We start from the raw sequence: 21,059 nt of genomic DNA on the forward strand, positions 1-21,059 counted from the left end.
TGCCGACGCGGAGGCTAGCCGCAGCAGCCGCCACCGCAGCACCCACCGCCACCACCTTGGGAGGGGGCTGCTTGGGCGGTCCCCCCGACGGCGACGGCGGAGAGGAGCTTGACGGTGTCCTCGTGCCCGGCGGGGCAGGAGGCGGGGGCGGAGGACTCGGCCATGGGCCGGTTGAGCTCGAAGGTGTCTCCGCAGGAGCGGCAGCGGTACTCGTAACGAGGCATGGTGACGAGGTTAGCGGTGCCGGCCGAGGTCGGTGGTGTCGACCGAAGGCCGAGGCCAGCAGTACCGGCCGAGGTCAGTGGTGCCGGCCGCCGCCCCGGTCCTCCCGGATCTGCTCGACGACGTGGGCGGCGGAGGCGCGGATGGCCTCCAGCTCGGTGAGGAAGTGCCAGTAGTCGGGGTGGCGGCCCTCCTCCAGGGAATGGACGGCCCGGTCGAGCCGGGCGACGGCGTCGTCGAGGGGGCGGGCGTGGCGGGGGTCGGGGGTGTTCCGGCCCGCCATGGCGAGGCGCTGGGCGTCGCGGACGGCGAAGCGGGCGCGGTCGATCTCGTCCTGCGGGTTCTTGGCGACGGCGTCGAGGCGGCGGAGCCGGTCGCCGGCGGCGGAGACGGCCTCGTCGGTGGAGTTGAGCAGGGCGCGGGCGGTCGTGAGGAGGCTGGTGGCGTCGGGCCACCGCTGCTCGTCGCGGGCCTTGGCGGCCTCGGTGAGCTTCTCCTCGGCCTTGCGGACGGTCTCGGCGGCCTGGTCGGGCACGTGCTGGAGGTCCTGCCAGCAGGCGGCGGAGAAGCGGCGGCGGAGCTCGGAGAGGATGGGCTCGACGCCGCCGGCCCGGGTGGTGAGCGCCTCGGCGCGGGTACGGAGGGAGACCAGGCGCCTGCTGGTCTCGGCGGCCCGCTCGGGGAGGCGCTCGGCCTCGGTGCGGACGGCTTCTGCGTCGCGCAGGACGCGGTCGGCGCGCTGGAGGGTCTCGGCGACGCCGTGGCGGCCGGCGCCCTCGTTGAGCCGGGTGAGCTCGGGGCCGAGGCGGGCGAGCCGGGTGGCGAGGTCGTCGGCGCGGAGCCCGGCCAGGCGGGCGGTGTCGAGAGCGGTGCTCGCGTTCCGGAGCGCCTGTCGCGCCCGCTCCACGGCGGGGGCCAGCCGGGCGAGCTGGGTCTCGGCGGTGTCGAGGAGCGGCCCGAGCCCCTGCTCGAACCGGTCGAGCTCGCCCTTGACCCGTACGAGCTCGTCCTTGGCACGGGTCAGCTCGCCGCGGGCGCGGTTGGCGGTGGCCGCGTCGAGCTCGTCGCGGTCGAGGTCGTGGGCGTCGACGGCGGTGATGTAGGCGTGGCTGACCTCGTCGATCCGCCGGCCGAGGGCGGCGAAGCCGTCGACGGCCCGACGGGCGCCGGGGGAGTCGTCGACGGCGGTGATCGTCTCGATGGAGATCCGCAGATCGCGCTGGGCGGTGTCCAGCTCGTAGAACGCGGCGGCTGCGGCGTCCTTGGCGGCCTGCGCCTCGGCCCGCTGACTCTCACCACGCCCACCGAACCAACGCCGGTTGCCACCCGAGGCGAAGGCGGCGGGCAGCAGGGAGATGGCGAGCAGAGGCAGAAAGAGCGCGAGCCGCACAGACTGAGGAAGGCGCGAGGGCCGCACGGACTGCGGAAGGCGCGCACCCGCACCTCGTGCTCGACCCCCCACCCCCGTATCAGCCCCGGCCGTCACGGCGCTCGTGGAACCGCCCCTAGCGTGAGTCGCCGCCACGTCCCTCTCCCGTGCTGTGTCCGCCCTGCCCCGGTCCGGTTCATTCTCCCACCAGGTAAGGACGAACACACGGGCCTGTCAGTTCGCGGTACGGACGACGACTTCCCCGTTGTCGCTGCGCGCGGTCACGACATGGCCGCTGCCCTTGCGGGTCGGCACGTCGACGCGGACGTCCCCGTTGTCGCTGCGACCGTCGACGTCGTAGGAGGCGTCGGGCAGGGCGATGTCGATCTCCCCGTTGTCACTGACGACATCCACGCGGGCGGGCACAGCACTCAGCGCGATCCGTACGGCTCCGTTGTCGGACCGCGCGACAACCCGCTCGGAGGTGGTGCCTCCCTCGACGACGACCTCCCCGTTGTCGCTGGTCAGATCGAGGGCCCCGGAGGACCCCCGCACGAGGACGGCCCCGTTGTTCGACCGCACTTTCAGATCGGTCTCGAAGCCCTCGGCCGTCACCTTCCCGTTGTCGTCCTCGACGGTGACGGCGACACCGCGGGGCACCTGGATCCGATGGACGGACTCACAGTCGGAGGCAACGGCATCGCACTCGACCCGCAGAGTGAGCCGCCCGTCCTTGAGCCCCCAGGAGGCATCGGGCCCATTACCCAGGAACACCCACCCGTCGACCTGCCGACTGACCCGCACGTCCTTGACGTCGGCGGGCACGATCACCAGCTCGGAGTCGTCGGAATCAACGACGAGCGTGTCCCCGGAGAAGCCGAAGCTCTTCTCCTCAACGGGAGCCCGCCCGACATCACCACTCCCACACCCAGCACCCCCCAGCAAGACCACCCCGGCAACGACCAACGCACGACCACGACGCACAACAACCCCCAACCCCACAAACGGACGCCCCCAACCTACGCACGCCCCCCACCCGGGACGATCCGGCGACCACCCCCTCGATGGTGGGGCTATCCCCCGTGAAGAACCGGTTTGCGGGACCCACCCATGGGCCATGTACGCTGTTGCCTCACTCCACGGGTGCGTAGCTCAGGGGTAGAGCGCTGCTCTTACAAAGCAGATGTCGGCGGTTCGAAACCGTCCGCGCCCACCAGTGCAAAGGCCCCCGCAGCTCATGCTGCGGGGGCCACTTTCCTAGGATTGCACTGCAGAGCGCGTTGACACCGGCGCCCGGATCAGGTCCTTGCCGGAGACCTTCATCAGGTCCGCGTCGGACTCCATCCGAATCCCGAGCCCGCATCCAGATCTCCCCCGACTCCAGCAGCGACGGCCCGCCGTCATCGTGATGACCGTGCGGGTCGTCGACACCAGCGGAATGACGATCGAGTACGGCGTCGACGTGGGTGGACCCGGCTGCCGCTGGGCTAGAGCAGAGTCCGTCGAATGACCGCCCCGTACCTCGACGACAGCCTCGTCCACGTAGCCGAGGGGCGCCTGGACGCTCTCCTGGCAGCCGAGCGTCTCGGCACCCTGCCTCCCGACGGCAAGGTCGAGATCACGCGCATCATGCGCACACTCGCAGGACGGCCCGGCCCTGCCCGACTGGTCTTGATGGCTGGCCTCCCCGGCTCGGGAAAGACCACGCTCGCCCGTGAGCTGGAAGCCCGCCAGTTCCTGCGCCTCTGCCCTGACGAACGGGTCTGGCGCGCGCACGGGCACTATGGCCGGGACTTCCCCCGCGGCGAGTACAAGGTCAGGGAGCGCCCCATCCTCGAAGAGATCGCCACCGAACTGCGCACCGCCCTCGCCGCCAGCCGTGACGTGGTCATGGACCACGGCTTCTGGACCGCGGACGAGCGCCAGCAGTGGCGCCGTATCGGCGAACAGGCCGGCGCAGCCGTGACGCTGGTCTACCTGCCTGCCACCCACGACGAGCTGTGGGAGCGCATCGAGGAACGCAACCAGCAGACCTACGCCGACCCGAACTCCATGTACTTCAGCAGAGATGACCTACAGCGCCACGCCAACCGCTTCGAGCCACCCAGCGCAGACGAGCCGCACCTGATCTACGACGGACGCCCGGTGACAGTGCTCAGGACACTCGGCTATGGCGGCACCTTGGAATCGGTGCGTTAACCCAGGCGGCGCCCGGGTGAGGTGGGGCGCTGGCGGGACCGCGCGCTCAAGTTCGGCGTACTGGCCCCCGCGACCCCCGTCGAGTCGACGGCGTGGAGCGTCGGCGAGGATCTCTGCTTCTCCCCGGCCTTGTTGAAGGACCAAGGCGTGGACTGCTACGCCGCACCCTGCGCTAGACGACCCGCTACGGCGTAGCAGAATGTCAATGCTTCAGCGTCGGATGCGGACGGTTATCTGGATGCCACCGGCAGCACTCATTCCGCCGCCGATGACTCCGGCAGTGGCGGCCGCGGTGCCGTGGCCGGTCAGAGCCAGGATGACCACGGCAATATGGACACCAGTCCATTCACGGTTGTCACCCAGCCAAGAATCCGGGCATGGGGCTGAGAGTCGGATACGGTGTGGGCATGTGAAGTCACGGCTGCTTCTCCTCAGTTCGAGGCGGGGGTGATTCCCTTGCGCATGTCAGGACCCAGCCGGGGGGCGATGAAGAAGCCAGTGCCTCAGTAGTGGGCGTTGGGGCAGGTCGAACTGGAAGATTCAGGCTGGCCCCGCTTCTTCTCCGTGCGCCTCACAGCTCCCTCACCTCATCGGGGGCTCACCTTGTACCTCACCGGCCGTGGCATCGAGGAGCTGGAGAAGCGGCGTGGCGAGGAGGAGGTTGCCTCTGAATAGCTCGTGTGTATGTTCGTCGACCAACGCGGGCTTCGTTAACCGCCAGGACGGTGCCACCGCCCTCCGAGGGGCACCGCAACATTGCGACGACACCTGCGATACAACGCGAGACGTTCATACGCCACCCGAAGTCGGACATGGGGCAGGCATCAGTCGTCGGGATGAGCCTCCTGCGGCCAGGAGCTTTGCCTCGTGCTCAAACTGGCTCATCCGTCGGGTCGATGAGACCCGCGCTGATCCCGATCTTCCGAAGGTCGTTGGACCAGGGAGAGTCGACCAAGAGCTTGTTGAATGCCTCGATACCGCAGAACAAGAGCATGAAGGCCATGAAGGCCGAGGGTTCTGCTGCTCGCCATAGTGGGGATTGGCGTAGAGCTGCACCGAAGACTCATCAGCGTTATCGAAGAACACCCGTGCGGCGGCGATGCCGGAGTGCGAGTGCTGCGTTTCGCTGCGCCAGATCTCATTGAGACCGCTACCGAGACGATTGAGAAGATGACTGGTGCCGTTATAGGTGTTGGCGGGATCGGGAGCGATCTCTGCGTTCCTGACCTCGTCAGCCAGTGCAGCCACGTCAGCGTCGTACGCGAACACCCCTCCCGAATCGACGGCTTGGCGCAGGTTGCCATGGTCCTTCTGGAACTTCTTGTTCATGGAATCCACCGCGCTTCCGCTGTCTTCTGCAAGCCAGTGGAGCTGGGCCATGTACTCGATCATCAGCCGACGATTGGGGGCGGCCTCGTGCCCTAGCCCCAGTTTGTGCAGAGCGACAACGGCGTGCGCCTGCCGGTGCAGTGCGGCGATCAGCCCCCAGCCGACGATGAACGGGCGCCGATCTTCCGACGGGCTAGGTGCGTGCCCCGATGCATCACGACTCAAGAGGTTGTCGAGTTCCGTGAGGCCTTGGCGAGCCGTCTCGTTCCGCTGTGCGGCAGCCATGTCCATGGGTGCAATGGTCCGCTTGCTGACGCCTCACGCGCAGCCGGTTTTCACGTGATTTCGGAACCTTCGGCTCGGACGGGACGCGCGTAGCTGAGCAACAAGGTCTACGCCAGGGGTGTCGCACTCTGCCCGCCGTGCCGGGCGACTGGCCTCGAGTGGACAGCGGCCGGCCGGGATGTCGGTCTGTTCATGGTGTGGCTGACGTACACCTCGGCTCCGAAGCTGGGGTGGTGCCTGTGGCGCAGCCGGGGCTGGGACGGAGCCCCAGCAGACCAGGATAGAGCGCGCGGCGTCTAAAGACCTTTTTCCCCCGCTCGACGCCTGGCCTCCTCGTCTTGCGCTTTCAGGAAACTGCCATCCACTCTCTTGATGGGCCCGCTTCTGAATTTTCCGTTGAATTTACCGCAAATCCGCAAATCGCTGTAGCTGACGGATTTCGACTTCTTCCTTCCCCAGTAGCCACGCACATAGGCGTGCACCTCCTCATCGGGCCATTTCGCTTCCCAATCCCTTGCCCCTCCGGGTGCTACTTCTACCGGCTCGAGAAGTCCCATCTCCCCAACTTTCTCGCCGGGGACGAACTTGATGGGCGGGGTTGGCAAGATGCAATAGTCACGCCTCAGTTTCTTCCATGAGGTTCGAAACGGCACCCCTACTGCAAGATTCGTAATCTCACCTGCGATTCTGCCCCGATTCTCTACGATCACTCGAATTTTGCGGTCGGCATCGATTACCCCTCTCAATCTCAGGCGGGACTGAGCTTTATAGAACGTCAGTGCAGCGATTACGACGGTGATCAAAGCAACCCATGATGCGATGGCGCTTACAACCTGCATCCAAAATGGCAGAGTGCTTTGCGCTGCAAGCGGGCATGGAGGTCCCGGATCTACGTTTAGCACTGCCGCCTCCGGACTTTGTGTGGTCAGCATTCGCCGCGGCTAGGGGTGATCATCCCTCCCTAGCCTAGTGCTGGCATTCGCATACTTGACGAAGCCCTCCGGAATCATCAAGGACTGTGACGGGTTTGCAAACACCGCCCAATGGACATCGACCCTGAGGGCAGATGAATTCGTCTCGATGATCAGTCAATCCCGCCGGGCACTTTTGGTGGCGACGGAACAGGCCCCGGAGGCGCCGGAGCGGTTTCCCTCCTTTTCTGGTCTCCTCGATTTCTGCACTGATGACATCCAGTGCAACCCCTGTAGGGGTCTGCTCTCCGTATCGATAAAGCATCAGTCGTGGCGTGCGGTCATACTCATCCGGATAAGTAGCGAACTCTTTCGCGTCCGGGTCGATGGGTTTGGCCTGCAACCACAGCGGATCGCCGTGGTGAGTGTCCGTAGGCAGTTCCCTGCGCTCTGCCTCGGAGAATGCATTGACTGACATGATGATCAATTGGGCCTCTAGTGCCTGCGGAAGAGGGATTGGCTCGAATTCAGAAGTAATCCCCTCCGGCGTAAATTCCATACGCTCTGAGTTCGAGATTCCCAGAAGTGTGAGGCATTCCTTGAGGTTCGCCGCGTTTCGATCTACCCTCAGTCGATTGACGAATTCGGGGCTGGCAAGCAGTTCTGAGACGATATTCACGAGGCCTCCGCTAGCTGTTCCTAGGCATGAGTTCACGCCCGTTGTATGCGGGCCGCCACCCGTGGGACCCGAAGGAGTGGATCGATTGCCCAGCTACAGAGGGGTCCCCACCGTCCAAACGGAGCTGCTGTACGGCCGCCAGCAAAAGGGAAGAGACGGGCCCTCGGTTCTCTCACAGACGCGTGCGGGCTGCCTCAGGCCGGCCAGTTTGACCGACGGCATGGCCACCAAGTCGTCCACAACTGGGTGTCGGCGTGATCCCGCCCGGCGCGACAGCGCGGGACGCTGAGGTTCCGCGGCGCGGCGGGTGGTCTCTCGGCAACCTGAGCCGGGAAGTGAGACGCACTGAGTCGCGAAGACCAGAGATCCTGCTCCCAGGCCCTCAGCGCCAGGAAGGTGTCGGTGATCCATCTGGATCGAGGCCGTGAGGCCACCGCGCGTTGAAGTCAAGGAATGGATTGTCGGCTTCGTGGTCGTGGAATGGAATCCCTGCATCGGCGATGCGCCGGTAGATGCTGTCTGCGCTTTCGTGTCCGGCGCGTTCGCGAATTGCGGCCAACTCGATGAGGACCAGGACGTAAGCGTGACCGAGGGCCTTGTCAGCTAGAGCTTCAGCGCCAACGTGGTCTTCGTCCTCCTCTCGCATCTGCACTAAGGGATAAAGCGCTCGGTCATCCCCGGCAATGATGGCCTGGTTGTAGAGGTGATCGGCGCCTTTTTGATCCCCGTCCTGTTCCTGCCGCAGATGAGCCAGGTAGTAGAACGCGTAGGGGTTGCCGGCGTCTGCGGCCTGCTGGACGAAGGATTCGGCGTCCTCGCCGTGTCGGGAACGCCGCTCCCGAATCCACGCCCAGTGGGCGAGCGCTCGGGCGTTGCCGGCGCTAGCAGCCTGCCGATAGAGGCGTTCTGCGCTCTTGTTGTAGCCGCCACGCTCCCGCAACCGGGCAAGCCTGAACAAGGCCTCACTGGTGTGGGTGTAGACGACCCGTTTGGCCAAGGCTTCGGCATCCCTGTGGCGCCCCTTCCACTCTCGAATCGAAACTAGGTGCTCCAGTGGCAGGCTCTCGCCAGCTTCTGCCGCTTGCAAGGCGAAAGCTTCTGCTTGCCTGTAGTCACCGGCCTTCTCCTTCAGTTCCACCAGGAAGAAGAGTGCCTCGACGTCGCCGGCAGCAACGGCTTGCTGGTAGAGAGGCTCGGCGTCCTTGTGATCTCCGTTGGTCCTGCGGAGGTGTGCCACGCGCGCGAGGCCGTCAGTGTTGCCGATCGCGGCGCCCCGGCGGGCCGCCGCTTCGGCGCCCAGGTGATCCCCAGCCGCCTCGTGGAGCTCCGCTAGTCGCGCAAGCGCAAAGACATCGCCCGAGTCAGCGGCCTGCCGGTCGAGGTCCTGTGCCCCCTGGTGATCCCCTGCTGCCTTCCGAAGCTCGGCCAGCCGAGCTAGTGCTCGGGGGTTGCCATCCCTTGCGGCCCGACGTGCGAGCTCTTCGGCACCCTGGTGGTCTCCTGCCCCTTCCCGGACTCTGACCACGTAGCTGAGCGCTGCGATACTGCCTGCCTCGGCGGCGCCGAGCCATAGGTGATGAGCCCATTGCAGGCGATGCCTACGCGCGGCAGCATCGGCGAGATTTCCAAGGTCCTCGGGGTGGGTGAGGTGTGCGTGCGCGGCAGCCCAAAAGGAGACGGGCGGACAGAGTTTCATCCGGGTGTCACGACCGTGCTGCTCGAGATAGTCAGAGAGCCGGAAGGCCGGCCCCGCCGTCTGGCTTGGCGAGCTGGATGACGGCGTTCCGGGCGGGCGCCTGACGGGCCGAGGGGAGGCTCGACGTAACGGTGCCTGTCGGCCGTGGACAGGCCGGGCAAGTTCGGCAAATGCCGCCTCGGCCCAGTCGTCGGCAAGGTGGTCATAGTCGGCCTCGGCAAGGTAGTCGAGGGCTGCATCGATGAGGAAGCTTTGAGGTAAGTAGAGGCCGACGCCCAGACGTCGGGCGTCCATCGCCGCTTCTAGGACGGCTCGGGCGGCCGGGCTTCCGTGGTCGTAGGCCTGGAGGAGTTGGGGAGCGCCTGCCAAGTCCTGGGTGACTTGACCGTGGATGGCAGCTCGGGTGAGGGCATCCGCCAGCAGCCGATCGCCATCCCTTGCTAGGCCGGCCGCACAACGCAGCGCCTCTGCATCAAAGTTGGGTGGCACAGTGGTCGTTCGTCCAGCCAGGAGTTCACGGACCCGGCTGTGAGGATCGGAACCACCAGCGGCTGGCAGGTTCTGGTACTGGCGGGCGTATTCGGGCCACAGGGTTCCCAGCACCAGCACCGGCCCCCGCTCCGGCTGCGTGAGCAGCGCGTGCACCGCGGCTGCGATCTCCTCACCCAGCCGGTTGTCACCGAAGTAGTGCTGGGCCTCGTTCAACCACACCACGGTACGAGGCTCAACCTGATGCAGGTCCTCCATGGCTGCAGCGGCCCGGGTTGGATCGAAGGGATGCCACAATCGCCACCCAACCTCCGCCAGCGGCTGTACTGCCTCCCAGCACGCCCTCGTCTTCCCCGTAGAGGATGAGCCGACCAGCACCATCATGCGGCTAATCCCATGGCGGGCCTCCCGGACAGCTGCTGCGAGCTCCTGGTCGTGCGCGCGGCGAACATAGCTGGGCATCGCCTGCGCTCCGGCGGCGGACCCAGCCGGATGTACCTCCAGGGCGTGCGGATCCCACTCTTCGATCGGCCGACCCAGCCACGTACCAGCGCTTGGGCCGTCCCCATCGTCGTCGGCTGCCGTGCGACGCAGCATCAGCAACTCGTCTACCGGCAGTCGCAACGGCCCAGCCAGCGCAGCCACGGTCTCAGCCGACGGCACGACACGGAACGCCTCTGACACGGTAGTTCGCCCAAGCCCAGCCCTGGCAGCGAGCTGCGACTTGTTCAGCCGCTGGCGCGCCAACGCGTCACCCAACCTGTCGTGCAGCTCCGCCAATGCCGAATCGCGCGAGCTCTGCTCGCCAACGCGCATCTGCCCAGCACTCATGCGCCCCGCCTCCCGGTGTTCACCGGTGTTCATCTTCGTTCGACAGGACCCCGGCGAACAGCGAGTTCGAGAACGTCGGTCGCATCAGTTCGACACCTCAAGGAGACTGCAGTGCCCCACCTTGCTCTCGTCCTGCTCGCCATCGCCATCGCCGTCACTGTCTTGTTCGCAATCCTGTCTGCGGTTGCCGCTGGAGTCCTTGCTCGACTCGATGGAGCTACATACCCGAGCGCCCTGCTTCGTGCCGGCGCGACGTTCGCGGCTGTCCTCACTCTTGCTGCAGCGTGCTCCGCAGCCCTCGCCGCGCTCTGATGGGCCATGCGCAGCAACAGCCGCTGAGTACGCTGGTACAACAACGTTGAATCTGGGGCACCGATATCAGAGCGGCTCCGAACGCTGGAGCATGGAGCGGACACCCCCATGCGGCCCACAGCCACAACACATGAAGCAGCTGACGGCCCTCCCCCAGATCCGGCCGATACGGAAGAGACCCCCTCTGCCCCAGGCTGGGCCTCTCGTCCTAGTCGTCGATGCCCAGGACAGCGCGCGCACAGCTGACAAAGGCGTCCATGGCCTCGTTGTGCTCCCGCCCGGACTGGGCGAGCAGGGGACCGATCTCCGGTTCCAAGCAGTCGTTGAGCAGAGCCGACGCCTGCTCAGAATTCAGGGCCGGTAGCCGGTCGAGAGCCGCAGATGCCGCATCGTGCACCTCCATCATGTTCGCAGCTTCGCCTGCATACGCGGTGCGGAAGGCATCCAGGGCCTCAACAGCCCGGCGGGCATCCTCGTACTCGGGAGCCCAAACCCGGACGCCCTTCAACTGCCGGTAGAGCCGGTACGCCTCACCTCGTTGGCGAGCGAGGCGCTGGACGTCTTGCGACGCGTTCAGAACGCGCGTCGATGCGGTGGTGAGAGATGTTGGAGCGACAAGCTGAACCGCCCCCCAGGCATGGAGAAGTTCGTCGTAGGCGGGGGTGGAGTCCGTGTCGGGCTCTCGGAACATCGTGTGCAGAACTCGACCTAACGCCCTGTCGGCGCGGATCACGTTCGTCGCTGCACTGATTCGCTGCTCGCGCAGAGCAGCGGCGTGGGCCGCGGTGGCGGCGTGGTCGGCCTGCTCCCGGACTGCTTGGAGGGTCGCTGTCGCAGCCGTTTTCGCTGCCGCCTCTGCGGCTTTGGCCTGCGCAACGCCTCCGCGGGCCTGGAGCCAAGCGCCGAGACAGGCGCCGGCGAAGCCGACCGCGATGGGGAGGAACACGAGTATCAGCGTCTGGTGCTCCTTGAGGAAATCAATCACACGCAGATCCTCCCCGTACAACGCCCTCTCCGGGAGGCCCGGCAGCCCCCCGGACGCTCAGGCCGCGACCGATAGCGCCTGGCCGTCCTTGGTCTGCTCGCTCGTTAGCCGCAGCCGCGCTACCGCGCGCCTCTTCCTGGCATTCGAACAGTGGGGCCTCGGGTAGGGAGCTGACGGCCCTCGCCACACACATGCGCGATAGCGGAAGAGACCACCGTCGCCTCGGCGGTGGCTGGCCTCTTCACCGCCACCGCCACCGTCTGAGTCGCGATCTGAGACGCACGTAGCTGTTCCAGGCCTCTCAGAGGCACCCATTCTGACCTGCGTTGAGGAGCGTTGAGTCGCTTGAGTCGCGATTAATCAAGAACTCGTTGAAACAAACTGCGGTGAACTCTGGCTCGTCGGGCCGATCGACGGAGAGGGCCTCCAGGAGAGCTTTGGTCTCGACGAGCTCCTTGTCAGTCAGCTCCACGGCGCCTGAGGCAAGCTCGGTAGGGTCACGTGCCCCGTCGTCCCAGCGTGTGGAGTGCAGGACGGGCCTTGCCGATTGGTGGGGCTCTCCGATCAACCCCGCCCAATCCCTGGCTGGGAGACACAGCCCACTTGCAGGCGTATCAAGCGAGGGGATCGCGTTCCAGGGCCTCACTGGCACGGGCCAGGAAGTCTCGGACACCTTGCTCCAGCTGCTTCAGCTGATCGGGAAGACTTGATGTGTCGTAGGCAACTACGGTCGACCCTGCGTCAGCAATGTGGCCCACGTTGTGGAAGAACCTGAACAGAGAAACCAGGTCGCTGGACAGGCCGGCCACAGCGTTGACAGAGGATTCCAAATCAGATGGCCCGTCTAGCGTGACGCGACGTCCGCAGCGGCTGACCTCGTCAGCCAACTCGATCGCGCGCGTTATGTAGCCTTCTTTGAATTCGTCCTCCTTCACCGCGACCACACCTGTCCTCGCCTCAGGCAGCTGCGTCGACTGAAGCAGAGGACCGAAGGTGATCCAGGGCTGGAGATGGTCGTGGAGCGCGGTGGCTGCCGATGAGAATGACTCGTAGGACGACCTTCTGGGCTCCCTACGCGCTCTCACAGAGTCAACGCGCATCTGGGTCTTAGCCAGTGACCGCGAAGCCAGGGTCGTCACAATTGTGCCGGCCGTTCCCACTGCAGCACCCAGAACAGCGGCTACACCAGCATCCATTTCGACTCCCTCTCTACTAGACCGGCAAACCGCGGCCGGGGCCTGGGTGGCACTCCAGGCTTCCAGTTGCGATCCTCGCCGAGAGACAGGCTCCGCCTACCGCGACCTCGTGGCGACCTACCCGTCGCCCTGGCCTTCAGATGACACAGGCACGAGGTCGTTGTCGATGAGCAGGCGATCGATGCGTCGCTGCCGGGTCCGCCGTCGGCGCACTCGCACTCGCACTCCAAAATGCTCGGGGTCGCCGCCGACCTCTCGATGCAAATCGTTTCTCATTGTCTGAAAAAGCGAATCCCTGGCGGCCCCGAGCTTCTTTAGCTCGCGACGAATGTCGTCGAACCATTCATCGGCCGTGGCCATCGGCGTCGAACTGGCGTTATCTTGATGCCAAGCAATGACTCCCGTAACCAGGCGCAGAACTCTTCCCGCGGCAGTCTTCAGGGCTGTTGCGATGAAGGGGTCGTGAGGAGCTTCTAGCGACATCACGAACCGCACCTGCTCAAAGGCGTGCCCGGCATCCTGTATTTTCTTGAGGTGCGCATCACTGAAGTCGCCACTCTTGAAAGCGTCACGACATTCCCAACCCGCCCGGTCGAGAGATTGAAGTGAGGTCATCATCTTCGCGTAGGTGTCTCGACGAGACGCCCAGAAGGACTGCTCTCGCTGCACGAGCGCTGTTCTACTCACAGTTCGCATCGCAGCCCAAAAAGCGAGTCCGCCCACGAGCGTTGCTGCGCTCGCCCCGATGACTGCAGCCCAAAGGGCGGCTGATTCTGCGGTCATGGCAGCATCCTGCCGCAACTCTCCTCGACACGGAGCCGGTTGGGGAAGAACCAGGGAGAGCGATGAGGTAGTTGGGGCCGAAGTGGTACGTATGCCTGCGGTCCTGGTGGTGCCCCTTCCGGATCAGAGGGGTGGGGAGGACGTCGCAGACGGGCACCAGGTGCGGGACGGAACGTCCGCCGCCCGTCCGGTCGTGACCGGCGAGCGGGAACGATGCTGTGGAGAGCTGGGAGTACGCCGATGTCGAGGACGTGCCCCACCCTCGGCTCGGCTAGCCCGGCGGGCGAGGAGGCCGCTGGGCCCAAGGGGTTGGTCGGTTCAACTGAGCACGCCGACCCGCTGCGGAGTCTCGGGCTGTCCCTGCTATCTGTGGCGCTAAGCGCCTGGCCCTGAGGTGACTGACGGCAGTCTGTGACGGCAACGTCGGTGGACGTGAGCGGTCGTGGGCCCCCTATAACGCCCGGAGTAATCTCGACCACGAGGGTGGTCGAGAGGCCGGCTGCCTGGTTGGGCGAACTTACAAAGCAGATGTCGGCGGTTCGAAACCGTCCGCGCCCACCGCGCTGACCTTGCCAAAGGTCACCGAAGGCCCAGGTCAGAGCATTGCTCGACCTGGGCCTTCGCCGTGCGCCTGCGGTATGGGTACAGCCCGGCTACGCTCCCAAACGGTCTCACTACGGAGTCTGCCCCTGAATTTCCCCCAAGGGATCGGGTAGAGATCCGCAGGGACGTGGCCGCGCTTGCCGTGAGGAGAGGTCCGTGCCGAGATCACGGTCACGGCCCCCTGAGCTTCCGTCGGTGCCTCCCGGTCTCTTGGGGGCTTTCTGTGTAGCGGCATCATGAGTTCCATGACTTCCGGAACCGGCTCAGCGTCAAGCGAGAGTACGCATGTCACTGCCGCCTTCGAGGGCACAGGGCTCCACTTCACATGGGATGCCGATGCACGGATCGAGGTGCGGAACCTCGGTGACGAGGTCGTCATCGAGGCGAACGCCGCGGGGCTCAGGACGCTCGCAGGGCATCTTCTGGTGCTGGCCGGTGAAGGAGTTTCCGATGGGGCCCATCTGCACCTCGAAGACAGCAACGGGTTGGAGGACGGGTCTGTCGCCTTGGTCCTTGAGCGCAGCGACGGAGAGTGAGTGGGCCCCTCGGGCGTCGCCAGCGTTGCAACGGCGGTGAACTAGGGCTGTGCCGTGCGGTCGCGGGCAAGCTGGCTGGACCTGGCGCGGGGCCCTGCGGGGCGCCCGCGTCGCTTGCTCAGGCGGGTGTCTGGCTGCCGTGGCTGTGCAGGAGGTTGGCGGCGGCCTGGCGCATGGAGTGTTCTATGGAGCCGCGTTTGTTCGGGTGGTCTTCCCAGGTGCTCCACAGCCCTACGAACTGGGCCACTAGCTCGGTCGTGGTCTCCGTCCGTTCCAGGTGGCAGGCGCACCAGTAGATCTCGTTGCTCGCCTCGTAGGGTGAAAGGGAGCCGCTGAGCATGCCTTTCGCGGCGTCGAGCATGCGTTCGCGCCACGCTTCCTCGGCTTCCGGCAGTGGGAGCCCCAGTTCTGCGAAGGTCTGCTCGAAGAGGTCGCGGATGCCGGCCGGCGGGTCGCGTCGGGAGAGTCCTGCCAGTTCGACCAGGGCCGGGGTGTCCACCCCGTCGGCCAGCGTCAGGGCCGCGAGCATCGGCAGGTCCTCGGTGGGCTGTTCCCCGAGGGCCTGCTTCAGGGCTGCACGGCGTAGGCGGTCCATGCGGGCACGTTAGTCCTGACGTCCCTGCGGCTGCCATGGGGTATTTGGGCCGGGGGTCGGTTGACTCCGGTAGGTGGGTGGCGGTGTACTCCGGGCATGGTTGATGTGGGGGATGCGCCGGATGCTGAGGTGGGCGGCGTGATGACGGCCGAGCGGTATGTCGAGAGTCGGTTGACGCAGTATCAGGAGTGGTACGACGTCAAGGCCACCAAGATGAAGGCCATGCATCTGCGCATGCGCACGCTGGCTGTTGTCGGTGGTGCGCTCGTGCCTGTGCTCGTCAATCTGGATCTTGGGTTCGCCAAGGTCACCGCCACCGTGCTCAGCCTTGTCGTCGTCGCCTCCGTGTCGTTGGAGAGCGTGTATCGGTATCGCGAGCAGTGGAAGAACTATCGGTCCACCGAGCAGCTTCTCGGGCATGAACGGGTGTATTTCGCGGCGCGCGTCGGGCCCTATCACGGGCTCTCCGAGCGGGAATGCTTCACCCTTCTTGTCGCTCGTGTCGAGAAGGCCATCGCCAGTGAGAATTCGGCGACCCTGAATGTTATGACGCTTGGCGGGCAGGTCAATGCCGATGTGCAGCAGAACACCGGAGTGCCTGGGGCTCGGTCTCGCAGTCAGGGTTAAGCGTCGAAGTCGTATTCCAGTACGTATGACGCCGAGTCCAGTGTCATCTCGTTGAGCTCCACCGCGACCCCCTTCTCCGTGAACGCCGTACGGGCGATCAGGATCACCGGGGTTCCGAACTCCAGTGCCAGTCGCTCCGATTCGTCCGCCGTCGGCATGCGGCAGCGGATCTCCTCGCGGAAGTGGACCGGCTGGTGGCCCAGTTCGGCCAGTCGTGCGTACGTGCCGCCCGGGCCCGTGTCCGGAGTCGCGATCGGTGTGTCCTGAGCCAGGGTCGCCGGGAGGTACGAGACCGACAGCAGGACCGGCTTGTCGTCCAGGACGAAGCGGCGGCTTCGGATGCACAGGGGTGCGCCGGTCGGGAGGCCCAGGGCCCCGGCGATCCGGGAGTCCGCCGTCGTTCCGGCCACCTCGATCTGGTCCACCACCAGTGCGCGGTCCTCGATGTCCGCCGACCACACCGAGCGGCCCGTGCCCCAGTGGTCCTGCGCCAGCCGGGGGATGCCCCGCCTGCGCAGCGGGCGGAACGTGCGCACGAAGACGCCGGCGCCCTTGCGGGCCTCCGCCAGGCCCTCGTTGCGCAGGACCGAGAGCGCCTGTCGGGCCGTCATCCTCGCCACCTCGTACGTGGTCATCAGATCGTTCTCACCGGGGAGCCGGTCGCCGGGGGCGAAGGCGCCTGACTGGATGGCGGTTCTCAACTCGTCGGCGATGCGCTGGTACTTGGGCCGACGACCGCTGTCCTGGTCAGTCATGGGTGGACCACTCCCTTCGTCTGCGGGACACCCTACGGCGCACTCCGGCGACCTGGTGCACGCGTCTGCGCCGACGTGTGCGAGTGATCCATCCATCGGGGGACATCTCTAGAGATACGTTGACAGGGGGGAGTCATCGGGCTTCTCTGGGTGTATCTCTAGAGATCCCTCGCTACGGGACGGAGGCATTCGTGCAGGCAACTCCCGAGGTCGGTGACCTCGTACGCGACACTGCCACCGGGCTTGTCGGCTTCTACGTCGACAGCGTCGCCGGCCGCTACCTCATCCGGCCCGTCAACGGCGGCCGTGAGTGGGAGGCCGATCCCCGGGACGTCCAGCTCGCCACTCCCATGCGTGAGCTCCGGGCCCGGGCCGCCGAGATCAATGCCAGGAGTCGGCGCGGGCTTACGTCGTAGCCCCCGCGGACACGTACGTCGTAGCCCCGGGCTGCTGTCAGTGGCTTGCGCGACACTGGAGGCATGTGCCGCAGCATCAAGACCCTTCGGCCCCCGGTCCTCCCCGACGAGGCCACCGAGGACGACATTCGCGCCGCCGCCCTGCAGTACGTCCGCAAGGTGTCCGGATTCCACAGACCCGCCGCGCACAACCGCGAGGTGTTCGATCAGGCCGTCGACGAGATCGCCGACGCGACCGCCCGGCTCCTCGGCCGGCTCGAAGTGCGCGGGCTCAAGAAGCCGGAGCCGGTGCGGGAGCCGCAGCCGGACGCCGTATGACGTAGGCCGCCAGCGCCCCCGCCAGGAACAGGGCGAGGACGGAGACGCCCACGCCCACCCAGGTCGCGCCCAGCCACAGCCCGCCGAACCAGCCGAGCGCCACGCTGTAGCTCGCCCAGGCCACCCCCGCGAGGGCCGACCAGGGCAGGAAGTCGACGATCCGGCGCTTCGCCGCGCCCGCGCCCAGGGAGACCACCGAGCGGCCCGCCGGGGCGAACCGCGCGATCACCACCAACAGGCCGCCGCCGCGCGCGAGGGCGGTGCCGAGACGTTCCTGCGCGCGCGTCAGCCTGCGGGAGCGGGAGATCGCCCGGTCGAGCCGGGCCCCGCCGCGCCACGCCAGCCGGTACGCGACGAAGTCGCCGAGCACCGAGGCCGTGGCCGCGACCAGGAGGAGCGGGACGACGGACGGTACGTCCGGGGAGGCCGCGGTGGCGGTCGCCGCCGCCGTCGCGGCCGTGATCACCAGGATTCCGCTCGGCAGCACCGGCAGGAAGACGTCGAGCAGTACCGACGTGGCCACCGCCGCGTAGATCCAGGGGCCCGCGGTCAGCGACCGCAGTGACCCGATGCTGTCGAGCACGTTCACAGCGCAGAAGCGTACGCGGCGGTGGGGGTCGGATTCCGGCAGGGGCCGGAATCCGCTCATGTAGGGATGACGTCCGTCCTCGCCGCTACGCCGCGACCGGCTCGCTCCGCCGCTCCTCGCGGGCTCCGCCGAAGACCCGGTCGAGCGCGAGGGCGCCCGGCCCGGTGAAGACGAGCAGCAGGAACGCCCAGCAGAACAGCGCCGAGCTCTCGCCGCTGTTCTCCAGCGGGAAGAGCCCCTCCGGCTGGTGGACCGAGAAGTACGCGTACGCCATCGAGCCGGAGGCGAGGAAGGCGGCGGTACGGGTGCCCAGGCCGACGAGCACCAGGACGCCCGCGACCAGCTGGATCACCGCCGCGTACCAGCCCGGCCAGGTGCCGGCCGTGGCCGTCGGCCCGTCACCGAGGACGCCGAAGAGCGTGGCGGCGCCGTGGCAGGCGAAGAGCAGGCCTATGACGATGCGGAACCCGGCGAGTGCGTACGGCTGGGCCTGGGTCAGTCGGTCGCCCAGGGGGTGGGAGTGGGGATGGGGATGGGAGTTGGGGCTGGGGCTCATGGGGAGACTCCTTCGGTCGAGTCGGTCCCGAGGGGTCGGGACGCGGGGGGACGGAACCGATGAGGTCGACAGGTTAGGCATGCCTGACTAGTACTTGCAACTTCAACATTCGGTCCTGTCGCCCGGGGAGCACCCCCGACCGCTCAACTCCTTTCGAGACTCCGCTCGTCGATCTTCTCCAGCCGTCCGTTCCCCCGCGCCTGGGTGAGCGTCAGCCGGGCCGAACGGGCGCGCAGGGTCAGCGTCATGAGCTGGTTGCCGAACCACGGGCCCCCCGTCCGGCGCCAGTCGATCAGCGGGCGGCCCGCTCGGCCGTGCCGGGCCAGCGCGCGTCCCAGGGCGCGGCCCGCGCGGCTCCAGCCGAAGCGGAAGCCCAGACGTACCGAGCGCGGGATCGCGTTGTGCAGGGGCGAGCAGGTCAGTTGCACCACCCGCGCCTCGGGCGGCGCTTCGACCGCCCCCTCCGTCCAGTCGGGTTCCGCCACGTACGCGTGGTGCACGTCTCCGGACAGGACGCACACCGTCGCCGGCGCCTCCGGGCCGCTGCCCGCCTCCGTGAGCAGCCGCGTCAGGGCCTCGAACGAGGACGGGAACGCCGCCCAGTGCTCCAGGTCCGCCCGCTGCCGCAGATCCTCGGCGAACCGCGCCCAGCGGCCCCCGGGGCCGCCGCGCTCGCCCCGGCACAGGGCCGCGTTCCAGGCCTCCGCGTCGTGGATCAGGGGCGGCATGAGCCAGGGCAGCGAGGTGCCGACGAGGAGATGGTCGTACGAGCCCCGGTCCACGAGCGCCTGTTCGCGCACCCAGGCCGCCTCCGCCGGGTCCAGCATCGCCCGCGCGCCCTCCGTCAGGAGGCGGGCCGCCCGGGTGTCGATCATCAGCAGCCGGGTCCGCCCGAGGTCCCTGCGGTAACTCCAGCGCACGCACGCCGGATCGGCGTCCGCCTCCGCCGCGAACCGCCGCAGCCGGTCCGTGCCGTCGGGTACGGAGCGGATCTCCGCGTACAGCGGGTCGGCGTCGAGCTCGGCGGGGGAGAGGTTGCCCAGGTGCTGGTACACCCAGTACGACATCAGTCCGCTCAGCACCCGCTCGCCCCACCAGTGGGTGGCCCGCATCCGCGCGAGCCAGGCGGCGCTGGTGTTCCAGTCGTCTATGACGTCGTGGTCGTCGAAGATCATGCAGCTGGGGACGGTGGAGAGCAGCCAGCGCACCTCGGGGTCGCCCCAGGACTCGTCGTAGAGCCGGGTGTACTCCTCGTACTCCCCGACCTCCGAACCCGGCGGGTCGCGCGGGTCCCGGCGGGCCGCGAGCCAGCGGCGGGTGTCGGCCGAGGTCTCGTCCGCGTACACCTGGTCGCCCAACAGGACCAGCAGGTCCGGGCGTTCGGCCGCCTCGGGGTCGGCTGCGAGGTGCGTCGCGAGCGTGTCGAGGGCGTCCGGGCCGACCGGGTCCCTGCCCTTGGCGGGCTTAGCCGCCCAGCGGCACGAGCCGAACGCCACCTTGACCTCGCCCTCAGCACCCGAGGGGGAGAGGGAGGGGGTGCGGATGGTGCTCGGGGGGAAGTGGGAGTCCGGCTGCGGCCAGACCGTGCGGCCGTCGAGCCGTACCTCGTACTCCGTCGTCGTGCCGGGGGTCAGACCCGTCACCGGTATCAGGGCGTAGTGGTGGCCCGCCACCTGGAAGGTGCGGGTGGAGCCACCGGCCCCGGAGATACCGGAGGAGCCGCCGGCCCCGAAGGAGCCGGAGGTGCTGGTGATGCCGCGTACCTCCGCCGTGCACGGGCGGTCCGTCTCGACCCAGATCGTCGCGGAGTCGCCCGTGACCCCGTCGACGTACCGCAGCAGTGGTCCGAGCCTCAGTCCGGCCGCCATCGTTCTTCCCGTCCCCCTCTGTCGTTCCAAGCCCGTACCGTACGGAACGACAGAGGGGTGGCGGAAGCGATCTCGGGCGCCGTCTCGGCCGGCGGCCTCGGCTGCCGTCTCGGCTACCGTCCCAGCCGCCGTCTCAGCAGCCGTTCAGGACGGACTGGAGGGCGCTCTTCTCGGCGGAGTCGACGCTCAGGCCCCAGTAGTACTTCGTGTGCACCCACGCGCGGACGTACGTGCAGCGGTACGAGGTGCGCGACGGCAGCCACTCGGCGGGGTCCTGGTCGCCCTTGGACTGGTTCACGTTGTCCGTGACGGCGATGAGCTGCGGGCGGGTCAGGTCGTTCGCGAACTGCTGGCGCTTGGCGGTGGTCCAGGAGCTCGCGCCCGAGCGCCAGGCCTCGGCGAGCGGCACCATGTGGTCGATGTCGAGGTCGGAGGCGACCGTCCAGGTCGCGCCGTCGTACTCGGAGAACCAAGTGCCGCTGACGGCCGCGCAGCTGGAGTCCTGGACGACGCCGGAGCCGTCGCGCTTGAGGACGACCTCCCGGGTGTTGCAGGCGCCGGACTGGGTGATCCAGTGCGGGAAGAGATCCCGGCTGTAGCCGGAGGAGGAACCTTCCGCCTTGACCGTGAGCGAGGCGAGGTACGTACGGGCCGTGGCCGCGCTGACCGGCGTCGGCATGGCCGCCTGGGCGCTCGGCGCGGTGGCGAGGAGACCGGTGACGGAGAGGGCGGCGGTGGCGGCGAGAACGGTCGCGCGGCGGGCTATTCGGCGGGCCGTTCCACGCGCGTAGACGATGATCGTGGGGGTGCTGGTTGCGCTTGCGGCGGGCATGCGGACTCCCTGGGAGGTGGGGGTGCGGGTGTGTGGGGGGTTGCCGGTTCCTTGGTGGTGCGGTCCGGGTGCCTGTGC

22 protein-coding genes and 1 tRNA gene are annotated in these 21,059 nt (G+C 67.3%); 7 read left to right on the plus strand and 16 right to left on the minus strand.

From position 1 onward, the window contains the following. Positions 1-14: 14 nt before the first annotated feature. The 3 genes from AB0F56_RS30205 to AB0F56_RS30215 all read right to left on the minus strand — a co-directional run bounded on the left by AB0F56_RS30205 (position 15) and on the right by AB0F56_RS30215 (position 2,416). The gene (locus AB0F56_RS30205; RefSeq protein ID WP_362015246.1) at positions 15-224 is read right to left on the minus strand and encodes a zinc ribbon domain-containing protein; all 210 of its coding nucleotides are present in this window, start codon (positions 222-224) and stop codon (positions 15-17) included. Positions 225-298: 74 nt separating this feature from the next. Then, the gene (locus AB0F56_RS30210; protein ID WP_362015249.1) at positions 299-1,612 is read right to left on the minus strand and encodes a hypothetical protein; all 1,314 of its coding nucleotides are present in this window, start codon (positions 1,610-1,612) and stop codon (positions 299-301) included. Between the two features lie 213 nt (positions 1,613-1,825). Continuing rightward, positions 1,826-2,416: a DUF4097 family beta strand repeat-containing protein gene (locus AB0F56_RS30215; RefSeq protein WP_362015252.1), complete on the minus strand. Its 591-nt coding sequence runs from the start codon at positions 2,414-2,416 to the stop codon at positions 1,826-1,828. A gap of 316 nt (positions 2,417-2,732) precedes the next feature. On the opposite strand from AB0F56_RS30215, the gene AB0F56_RS30220 reads away from it, so the two are divergent. The 3 genes from AB0F56_RS30220 to AB0F56_RS30230 all read left to right on the plus strand — a co-directional run bounded on the left by AB0F56_RS30220 (position 2,733) and on the right by AB0F56_RS30230 (position 4,465). Then, positions 2,733-2,807, plus strand: a tRNA-Val gene (locus AB0F56_RS30220). A gap of 290 nt (positions 2,808-3,097) precedes the next feature. After that, a complete protein-coding gene (locus AB0F56_RS30225) occupies positions 3,098-3,790 on the plus strand; it encodes an ATP-binding protein (RefSeq protein ID WP_362015255.1) in 693 nt (230 codons plus the stop codon). A gap of 564 nt (positions 3,791-4,354) precedes the next feature. Further along, positions 4,355-4,465: a DUF6104 family protein gene (locus AB0F56_RS30230; RefSeq protein WP_362015362.1), complete on the plus strand. Its 111-nt coding sequence runs from the start codon at positions 4,355-4,357 to the stop codon at positions 4,463-4,465. Positions 4,466-4,579: 114 nt separating this feature from the next. Here AB0F56_RS30230 and AB0F56_RS30235 read toward each other — a convergent pair whose 3' ends face one another. From AB0F56_RS30235 to AB0F56_RS30265, 7 genes are all read right to left on the minus strand, one after another. Beyond that, positions 4,580-5,410, minus strand: a complete 831-nt coding sequence (locus tag AB0F56_RS30235; RefSeq protein ID WP_362015257.1) for a hypothetical protein — start codon at positions 5,408-5,410, stop codon at positions 4,580-4,582. A 290-nt stretch (positions 5,411-5,700) separates the two neighbouring features. Next, on the minus strand, positions 5,701-6,207 hold the full coding sequence (locus AB0F56_RS30240; RefSeq protein WP_362015260.1) for a hypothetical protein: 507 nt from the start codon (positions 6,205-6,207) through the stop codon (positions 5,701-5,703). A gap of 163 nt (positions 6,208-6,370) precedes the next feature. Next, entirely contained in the window at positions 6,371-6,994 is a 624-nt protein-coding gene (locus AB0F56_RS30245) for a hypothetical protein (protein ID WP_362015263.1), read from the minus strand. A gap of 382 nt (positions 6,995-7,376) precedes the next feature. After that, positions 7,377-10,010 carry a hypothetical protein gene (locus tag AB0F56_RS30250; RefSeq protein WP_362015266.1) on the minus strand — a complete coding sequence of 878 codons (2,634 nt, stop codon included), beginning with the start codon at positions 10,008-10,010 and terminating at the stop codon, positions 7,377-7,379. A gap of 520 nt (positions 10,011-10,530) precedes the next feature. Next, on the minus strand, positions 10,531-11,307 hold the full coding sequence (locus AB0F56_RS30255) for a hypothetical protein (RefSeq protein WP_362015269.1): 777 nt from the start codon (positions 11,305-11,307) through the stop codon (positions 10,531-10,533). A 614-nt stretch (positions 11,308-11,921) separates the two neighbouring features. Further along, complete coding sequence (locus AB0F56_RS30260) at positions 11,922-12,242, minus strand: hypothetical protein (RefSeq protein WP_362015272.1); 321 nt, start codon at positions 12,240-12,242, stop codon at positions 11,922-11,924. 378 nt (positions 12,243-12,620) lie between these two features. Beyond that, the gene (locus tag AB0F56_RS30265) at positions 12,621-13,172 is read right to left on the minus strand and encodes a hypothetical protein (RefSeq protein WP_362015275.1); all 552 of its coding nucleotides are present in this window, start codon (positions 13,170-13,172) and stop codon (positions 12,621-12,623) included. A gap of 962 nt (positions 13,173-14,134) precedes the next feature. Here AB0F56_RS30265 and AB0F56_RS30270 point away from each other — a divergent pair. Further along, entirely contained in the window at positions 14,135-14,425 is a 291-nt protein-coding gene (locus tag AB0F56_RS30270; protein WP_362015278.1) for a hypothetical protein, read from the plus strand. A 118-nt stretch (positions 14,426-14,543) separates the two neighbouring features. On the opposite strand, the gene AB0F56_RS30275 is transcribed toward AB0F56_RS30270, so the two are convergent. Beyond that, entirely contained in the window at positions 14,544-15,020 is a 477-nt protein-coding gene (locus AB0F56_RS30275; protein ID WP_362015281.1) for a hypothetical protein, read from the minus strand. A gap of 96 nt (positions 15,021-15,116) precedes the next feature. Here AB0F56_RS30275 and AB0F56_RS30280 point away from each other — a divergent pair, with 96 nt between their 5' ends. Further along, on the plus strand, positions 15,117-15,647 hold the full coding sequence (locus AB0F56_RS30280; RefSeq protein ID WP_362015284.1) for a DUF4231 domain-containing protein: 531 nt from the start codon (positions 15,117-15,119) through the stop codon (positions 15,645-15,647). Here the strand turns inward: AB0F56_RS30280 and AB0F56_RS30285 are convergent. Further along, positions 15,644-16,402, minus strand: a complete 759-nt coding sequence (locus AB0F56_RS30285; protein WP_362015287.1) for a GntR family transcriptional regulator — start codon at positions 16,400-16,402, stop codon at positions 15,644-15,646. The genes AB0F56_RS30280 and AB0F56_RS30285 overlap by 4 nt on opposite strands. A gap of 191 nt (positions 16,403-16,593) precedes the next feature. Between AB0F56_RS30285 and AB0F56_RS30290 the strand changes: the two genes are divergently transcribed. Continuing rightward, the gene (locus AB0F56_RS30290; protein ID WP_362015290.1) at positions 16,594-16,818 is read left to right on the plus strand and encodes a hypothetical protein; all 225 of its coding nucleotides are present in this window, start codon (positions 16,594-16,596) and stop codon (positions 16,816-16,818) included. Positions 16,819-16,881: 63 nt separating this feature from the next. Further along, on the plus strand, positions 16,882-17,136 hold the full coding sequence (locus tag AB0F56_RS30295) for a DUF2277 domain-containing protein (RefSeq protein WP_362015293.1): 255 nt from the start codon (positions 16,882-16,884) through the stop codon (positions 17,134-17,136). On the opposite strand, the gene AB0F56_RS30300 is transcribed toward AB0F56_RS30295, so the two are convergent. From AB0F56_RS30300 to AB0F56_RS30315, 4 genes are all read right to left on the minus strand, one after another. Then, a complete protein-coding gene (locus AB0F56_RS30300) occupies positions 17,090-17,719 on the minus strand; it encodes a VTT domain-containing protein (RefSeq protein ID WP_362015365.1) in 630 nt (209 codons plus the stop codon). The genes AB0F56_RS30295 and AB0F56_RS30300 overlap by 47 nt on opposite strands. Before the next feature lie 91 nt (positions 17,720-17,810). Next, positions 17,811-18,281 carry a DoxX family protein gene (locus AB0F56_RS30305; protein WP_362015296.1) on the minus strand — a complete coding sequence of 157 codons (471 nt, stop codon included), beginning with the start codon at positions 18,279-18,281 and terminating at the stop codon, positions 17,811-17,813. 143 nt (positions 18,282-18,424) lie between these two features. Further along, entirely contained in the window at positions 18,425-20,149 is a 1,725-nt protein-coding gene (locus AB0F56_RS30310; protein ID WP_362015299.1) for an alkaline phosphatase D family protein, read from the minus strand. Between the two features lie 133 nt (positions 20,150-20,282). Continuing rightward, the gene (locus AB0F56_RS30315) at positions 20,283-20,981 is read right to left on the minus strand and encodes an HNH endonuclease family protein (RefSeq protein ID WP_362015301.1); all 699 of its coding nucleotides are present in this window, start codon (positions 20,979-20,981) and stop codon (positions 20,283-20,285) included. Between the last annotated feature and the right edge of the window lie 78 nt (positions 20,982-21,059).

The sequence above is a fragment of the Streptomyces sp. NPDC026092 genome (genome assembly GCF_040638605.1).
Taxonomy (GTDB): domain Bacteria; phylum Actinomycetota; class Actinomycetes; order Streptomycetales; family Streptomycetaceae; genus Streptomyces.